Raw genomic sequence first — 6,920 nt, forward strand, 5'->3', positions numbered from 1 at the left:
ACGAAGTCGCTGCCCTTGCAGTCGCTGATAACTGACGCAGTCCGCTCAGGCTGACTTCACCGTCGTGGAACCCCGCACCGTGAGACGCGGCGGCAGCACGACCTCACGGGCCGCCGTCCGCCCCTCGTCGAGCCGTTCCACCGCCGCGGTCACCGCGTGCCGTGCCTGTGCCTCGGCGGTCTGGCTGACGGTGGTCAGGCTGAAGCAGCTCAGTCGGGACAGCGCGTCGTCGTCGTAGCCGGCGACGGACACCGCGCCGGGTACGGCGACCCCGGCCCGGGTGAGGGCGGCGAGGACACCGATCGCCGACTGGTCGTTGAACGCCGCGACGGCGGTGGGGAGTTGACCCCCGTCGAGGAGCTGGCGGGCGGCCCGCTCGCCGGCCGCCTCGGTGTGGTCGCCGTGCAGCACCCTGATCTGCTCGTCGAGGCCGTGCCGGCGCATGGCCGTGCGGTAGCCGCGGCGGCGGTCGGTGGCGATCACGCCCTTGCCGCCGTCTACGTAGGCGATCGACCGATGGCCGAGGCCCACCAGATGGTCGACGATCTGACCCACTCCGTCGTCGTCCGCGGTGCGTACGACATCCAGCTCGGTGCCGGTCATCCGGCGGCCGACCACGACCACGGGCGCCTTGCGGTGCAGGGCCATCAGGGTGTCGGCGGGGGCGAGCGGGCCGAGCAGGATCAGGGCCTCGCTGCGGAAGGCGAGCAGGGTCTCGACGGCCGTGTGCTCGTCGCGGCTGCGGGTCTGGGTGCTGAGCACCAGGTCGTATCCCACCTCCTCGGCGGCCGTGTGGAGGTGCTCCACCAGGTCGGCGTGGAAGGGGCTGTGCACGTCGACCATCACGCCCAGCAGTCGGCTGCGTCTGCTGGCCAGCAGGCTCGCGTTGCGGTCGGCCTGGTAGCCGAGGTCGGCGGCGGCCTTGAGGACGCGCTGCCGGGTGCGCTCGCTGGGGCCGGGGGCACCGCGCAGGACCAGGGACACCGACGCCGTGGACAGTCCGACCCGCGCCGCCACGTCCTCAAGGCGGGGGCGGGAACCTGCATCGGCCACTGATCCTCCGGTCGGATTCTCCTGCTGCAACACCCTTGACACGCCTGCGAAACCGGACTGATAGTACCAGGACTTAAAGCGCTTTAAAAAGTTCTATTGCCCGGACAAATGGCAGCTCGGAGTGGATCAGCGTGGATCAGAGTGGAGAGGACTTCAGATGACGACGAAGCCGATCGGGGTGGCGGTCATCGGCGCCGGAATGGCGGGCCGGGCGCACCTCAACGGCTACCGGCAGGCCGTGTCCGTGTACGGCGCCGGGCTGCCCGAGGTGCGTCTGGTCGCCGTGGCCGACGCGCATGAGCCCTTCGCCCTCGACGCCGCCCGTCGCTACGGCTACGAGCGGGCCGAGACCGACTGGCGGGCGATCGCCGAGGCCGACGACATCGACGCCGTCAGTGTCGTGGTCGCCAACCATCTGCACCGCGAGATCGTCGAGGGGCTGCTGGCGGCGGGCAAGCACGTGCTGTGCGAGAAGCCGCTCGCACCGTCCGTGGCCGACGCCGAGGCGATGGTGAAGGCGGCCCAGGACACCGGACTGGTCGCTGCCACCGGCTTCACCTTCCGCCGCTCGCCGGCCGTCAACGCCATCCGGCAACAGGTCCTGGAAGGCTCGCTCGGACCGGTCCAGCACTTCAACGGGCACTACTGGTGCGACTACGGCCACAACCCGGACGCGCCCATGAGCTGGCGCTACCGCGGCCCGCTCGGCTCGGGGGCGCTGTCCGACATCGGCAGCCACCTCGTCGATCTCGGCGAGTACTTCTGCGGTCCGGTGCGCAGCGTGCGGGGCGCCGTCCTGTCCACGCAGGTGCACGAGCGGCCCGTACCGCTGGGCACGGCGGTGGGGCATTCGGCCGATGTGCGGGTGAGTCAGGAGCGCGAGCCGGTCGAGAACGACGACATCGCCACCTTCACCGCGATGTTCGACTCGGGAGCCGTTGGCACCTTCTCGGTGTCGCGGATCGCCCGTGGGCTGGCCAACTCCCTTGGCTTCGAGGTGTTTTCGAAGGGCGGCGCGGCCACCTTCGAGCTGTCGCGTCCGGCGGAGTTCACCCTCGCCGACGCGGCGGCCCCGGACCCCGTGGACGGCTACCGGCGGGTGGTGATCGGCCCCGGCCACCCCTACATCGCCGGCGGCCTGCCCATGGACTTCCCCAGCGTCGGCCACGGCCAGCACGAGTTCTTCGTCTGGCAGGCCCGGGCCTTCCTCGAACAGATCGCGGGCGTCGACGGACTGCCGCCCTGCCCCACCCTCGCCGACGGCCTGCACAACCTGCGCGTGCTCGACGCGATCGTCGCCTCCGCCCACGCCGACGGCCGGTCCGTCGCCGTCCAGCCCCTCGACGTCCAGCCCCTCACCGTTCAGCAGTAAGGAAGCAGCCATGAAGCTCGGCGCCTACACCGCCGTCCTGCACGACAAGCCGCTCACCGAGACCCTGCGCGTCCTGCGCGAACTCGGCCTGGACAGCGCGGAGATCAACTCCGGCGGGTTCCTTCCCGCGCCCCATCTGCCCATCGCGGAGATACGGGCGAGCCAGGACGCGCGCGACGCCTACCTCGCCGAGTTCGCGGCGGCCGGGATCACCCTGACCGCGCTGAACTGCAACGGCAATCCGCTCCACCCCGACCCGGAAGTACGCGCCAAGCACGCCCAGGACGTGCGGGACGCGATCGAACTCGGTGCCCTGCTCGGGGTACGGCGGGTCGTGACGATGTCCGGGCTGCCCGCCTCCGACCCCGGTGGCCGGCTACCGTCCTGGTCCGTACTCCCTTGGGACAGCGCCTACTTGGACGCCCTCGACTACCAGTGGGACGAGGTGGCGATCCCGTACTGGAAGGACATTCAGGCGCGGGCCGCGGACGCCGATGTGAAGGTGTGCATCGAGATGCATCCGCACAACCTCGTCTACAACGTCGGCACGATGGAACGCCTCGCCACCGAGATCGGCGCGACCCACGTCGGCGCGGAGATGGACCCGAGTCACCTGTTCTGGCAGGGCATCGAGCCGGTCGCGGCGGTACGACGACTCGGCTCCCTCGTCTACAACGCGGCGGCCAAGGACACCCGTGTCAACGAAGAAGCGAAGATCAACGGGGTCCTCGACCACCGCCATGTGCGGGTCCGCCCGGACGAGCCGGACGTCGTCCCGCTCGGTGGCCGCTACACGCTCAGCCGCTGGCCGAAGAACGCCTCCTGGGACTTCGTCGCAGTCGGACGCGGTCACGACGTGCCCTTCTGGACCGAGTTCCTGAAGGCGCTGCGCGAGGTCGACCCGGACATGGCGGTCAACATCGAGCACGAGGACCAGGAACTCGACCAGATCGAGGGCCTGCGCCTGGCCGCCGAGAACCTCAAGTCCGCCGCCGCACAGCTCTGAACGGCCTCTGACCCGTCTCCGCACGACCCCATCCGCTCCGCTGCACAGTGAGGTGCACGCATCATGAACAGCACATCCGCTCACCACCCCGACCCCCGCCCCCGCTCTCGCAGAGTCCTTCCCGTGGTGGCCGTCGCCGCCGCGACCGCCCTCACCCTCGCGGGCTGTTCCAGCAACTCCGGCGGCAAGAAGTCCGCGGACTCCGCCGCCGACGCCTCGGTGGGCAAGGCCAGTACACCCCGGATGACCATCGCGATGGTCACGCACGCCCCCTCCGGTGACACCTTCTGGGACACCATCCGCAAGGGCGCCGAGGCCGCCGCGGCCAAGGACAACGTCAAGCTCGTCTACTCCAACGACGAGAACGCGGGCGACCAGGCCAACCTGGTGCAGAACGCGATCGACCAGAAGGTCGACGGCATCGCGGTCACCCTCGCCAAGCCCGACGCCATGAAGGCCGTCGTGGCCAAGGCCGAACAGGCCGGCATCCCGGTCGTCGGCTTCAACGCCGGTCTGAGCGACTGGCAGAAGCAGGGCCTGCTGTCCTTCTTCGGCCAGGACGAGTCGGTCTCCGGCCAGGCGCTCGGCACCAAGCTCAACTCCACCGGCGTCAAGCACGCGGTGTGCGTGATCCAGGCCCAGGGTGACGTCAACCTCGAACAGCGCTGCGCCGGCGTGAAGAAGACCTTCAGCGGCAAGACCGACATCCTCTACGTCAACGGCACGGACATGCCGTCGGTGAAGTCGACGATCACCGCCAAGCTCACCCAGGACAAGACCATCGACGAGATCGTCGCCCTCGGCGCCCCCTTCGCGCTGACGGCCGTGCAGTCGCTGTCCGACGCGGGCAGCAAGGCCAAGGTCGCCACCTTCGACCTCAACGCGAACCTCATCTCCGCGATAGAGAAGGGCAGCATTCAATTTGCCGTCGACCAACAGCCCTACCTCCAGGGCTACTTGGCGGTCGACTCCCTGTGGCTCTACAAGACGAACGGCAACTACAGCGGCGGCGGCGAGGAGCCCGTGCTGACCGGCCCGGCCTTCGTCGACAAGGCCAACGTGGACGCGGTCGCGAAGTTCGCCGCGAAGGGAACGAGGTGACGCCATGAGGATCGCGCTCGACCCGTACATGATCCGCGACGTGCCCCTGCTCGAACTCCCGTCCGTCGTCGCCGAGTTGGGCTACGAATGGATCGAGCTCTCGCCCCGCGAGGACTTCATCCCCTTCTTCCGGCACCCGCGCGTCGACGACGCCACCGTCCGCAAGTTCCGCAAGGCGCTGGACACTTCAGGCGTCGGCATCTCGTCCCTGCTGCCACTGTTCCGCTGGTCGGGCCCGGACGAGGACGCACGGCAGGCCGCCGTACGCTACTGGAAACGCGCCATCCAGATCTGCGCGGACCTCGGAGTGGACAGCATGATCTCCGAGTTCAACGGACGCCCCGAGGAACCGGACCGCAGCGAGGCCCAGTTCTGGAACTCGATGGACGAACTCCTCCCGCTCTTCGAGCGCGAGGGCATCAAACTCGCCCTGGAACCCCACCCGGACGACTTCATCGAGAACGGCTACGACGCGGTCAACCTGATCCGGGGCATCAACCACCCCAACGTCACCTTCCTCTACTGCGCCCCGCACACCTTCCACATCGGAAACGACGCCCCCGGCATCATCGAGTACGCGGGCGACCTGCTCACCCACGTGCACCTCGCCGACGCCTTCGACCACACGGCCTCGTCCGGCAACCGGTACATCCTCAACCCGCCCGGCACCACCGCGCGGATCCACCAGCACCTCGACATGGGCGAGGGCGAGGTGGACTTCGACGAACTGTTCCGCGCGCTACGAGCGGGCGGCTTCGACGGTACCCTCACCGCGTGCGTGTTCGCCTGGGAGGAACGGGCCCGGGAATCCTCGGTGTTGATGCGAAGGAAGATCGACGACCATCTGGCCGCTTCGGCCAGGGCTCGGTAGCCGACGCTCAACTCATAGGCGGGCCAGGCGTGTTGGGTCCTCGGCTAGGCGAGGGCGTGGGCGGTGGTCGCACGGTCGCGGTCGCCGACCGCGCCCGCCGCCCTCGAACCTCATCCCGTACCCCCGGCCAGCAGATCGCGCAGCGCCCGCTCCTCCTCGGGACGCAGACCGGTCACGAACCGCTGCAGTGCGCCGATCGGATCCGGACCCCGGTCCAGCGCCTCGCGCATCGCCGCGGCGGTCGACTCGGCCGCGTTCTTCGCCGGCCGGTAGGCGCCGCGCCGCCCGTCCGCGTCACGCAGGACGAGCCCCTTGTCGTAGAGCCGCTTGAGGATGGTGTGCACGGTGTTGTAGGCGAGCGGGCCCGCGATATCGGCCTGGATCTCGGCCGGTGTCAGGGGGCGGTCGGTCGCCCACAGCGCGGCGAGGACCTCGCTCTCCAACTCACCGGCGCTGCGCCGCTCCGCCCGGACCTGCGGGTCTCTGCCAGCCATGGCGCTCACCTTACAAGGTGTAGGGCGTGACTTGCCTACCGTTGGCGCTCTGACCAGGCTCTTTCGCCTGGTCGGGGTCGATCGATGCGCTTGGGGGCTTCCTGCTTCTACCTGGGAGTTCCCGGGAGTTCCGGTGGGAGCGTGCGCGGGTTGTGCACTGAATCCGAGGCCTGGGCGGTGGGCTTGATGAGCGTTGACACGGAGCAGCAGGAGGGCGAGGCCACCAGTCGTGGCTTTGACCCTGAAGTCTGGATCCGTCCTTTGTGTGCGCTGGTCGTGGCGGGGGTGGCCGCCTATGCCCCCTACGTGCACCAGCGGGAGTTCGCCCATCAGGGCGGAGCGGACACGGCCAGTCCCTCGTTGTGGCCGCTGTCGGTCGACTGGCTGTTGCTCTTGGCGACAGTTGGGCTGTTGAAGCCGTCGGGTCCAGGGACGCGACCGGGAGCGGGGTGCGTGTGGTCGGCATTTCTGTTGGGGATCGCGGTCTCCTTGGCCGCGAACGTCGCGGCGGCACCGGCTTTGGAGTGGCAGCCGGTGCTGGTCGCGGGGTGGCCTCCGGTGGCCTTGCTTCTGTCGGTCGAGCTTCATCGGGATCTGCGTCAGCGGCCCATCTCTCCTGAGACCTTGCGGAAGGAACTGCGTGTCGGCGCGAGGCGGTCGCGACGGCTGACTGCTCTTGTTCGGATGAGCAGTGGTGGTATCGGAGGCGCCGGTGGATCTCGTGATCCGGTGGGTGCCCGCGAGGATGCCGGTGCGCTCGAACAGGATCCGCGCCGCGGCCACGGATTCGGCTTCCGGGACGGTGAAGGCCTCGTCGATCACCGACTGCGGTTCGCCCGCGAGCGCCTGGCCCGCGGGGACGGCCAGGGCCAGCCGCGTCGGGTGCTGTCGGTAGCGGCAGTGCCGGCCGATCGTCGCGCTCGTCTCGTGGTCACAGCCAGTCGTTGATGGCGACGACCAGCCAGGCAGCTTCTTAGGGAGCGGTGGGCCTGTCCGCATTTGTGGTTCTGGTCCTCCTGGTCG

At 69.2% G+C, this 6,920-nt stretch carries 7 protein-coding genes; 5 read left to right on the forward strand and 2 right to left on the reverse strand.

Features of this window, described 5'->3' with window-relative positions:
- Positions 1 to 45 precede the first annotated feature (45 nt).
- Complete coding sequence (locus SPR02S_RS49170) at positions 46 to 1,053, reverse strand: LacI family DNA-binding transcriptional regulator (protein WP_020684295.1); 1,008 nt, start codon at positions 1,051 to 1,053, stop codon at positions 46 to 48.
- A 157-nt stretch (positions 1,054 to 1,210) separates the two neighbouring features.
- Here SPR02S_RS49170 and SPR02S_RS49175 point away from each other — a divergent pair, with 157 nt between their 5' ends.
- From SPR02S_RS49175 to SPR02S_RS49190, 4 genes are all read left to right on the forward strand, one after another.
- A complete protein-coding gene (locus SPR02S_RS49175; protein ID WP_019064437.1) occupies positions 1,211 to 2,425 on the forward strand; it encodes a Gfo/Idh/MocA family protein in 1,215 nt (404 codons plus the stop codon).
- 10 nt (positions 2,426 to 2,435) lie between these two features.
- Positions 2,436 to 3,431, forward strand: a complete 996-nt coding sequence (locus SPR02S_RS49180) for a sugar phosphate isomerase/epimerase family protein (RefSeq protein WP_019064438.1) — start codon at positions 2,436 to 2,438, stop codon at positions 3,429 to 3,431.
- 63 nt (positions 3,432 to 3,494) lie between these two features.
- On the forward strand, positions 3,495 to 4,532 hold the full coding sequence (locus tag SPR02S_RS49185) for a sugar ABC transporter substrate-binding protein (protein WP_174447614.1): 1,038 nt from the start codon (positions 3,495 to 3,497) through the stop codon (positions 4,530 to 4,532).
- Between the two features lie 4 nt (positions 4,533 to 4,536).
- Positions 4,537 to 5,403: a sugar phosphate isomerase/epimerase family protein gene (locus SPR02S_RS49190; RefSeq protein ID WP_019064440.1), complete on the forward strand. Its 867-nt coding sequence runs from the start codon at positions 4,537 to 4,539 to the stop codon at positions 5,401 to 5,403.
- A gap of 110 nt (positions 5,404 to 5,513) precedes the next feature.
- Here SPR02S_RS49190 and SPR02S_RS49195 read toward each other — a convergent pair whose 3' ends face one another.
- Positions 5,514 to 5,897, reverse strand: a complete 384-nt coding sequence (locus tag SPR02S_RS49195) for a BlaI/MecI/CopY family transcriptional regulator (RefSeq protein WP_019064441.1) — start codon at positions 5,895 to 5,897, stop codon at positions 5,514 to 5,516.
- 186 nt (positions 5,898 to 6,083) lie between these two features.
- Here SPR02S_RS49195 and SPR02S_RS58170 point away from each other — a divergent pair, with 186 nt between their 5' ends.
- On the forward strand, positions 6,084 to 6,845 hold the full coding sequence (locus SPR02S_RS58170) for a DUF2637 domain-containing protein (RefSeq protein ID WP_078623236.1): 762 nt from the start codon (positions 6,084 to 6,086) through the stop codon (positions 6,843 to 6,845).
- Positions 6,846 to 6,920 lie beyond the last annotated feature (75 nt).

Origin of the sequence: Streptomyces prunicolor NBRC 13075 (assembly GCF_000367365.1) — a bacterium.
Classification (GTDB): domain Bacteria; phylum Actinomycetota; class Actinomycetes; order Streptomycetales; family Streptomycetaceae; genus Streptomyces; species Streptomyces prunicolor.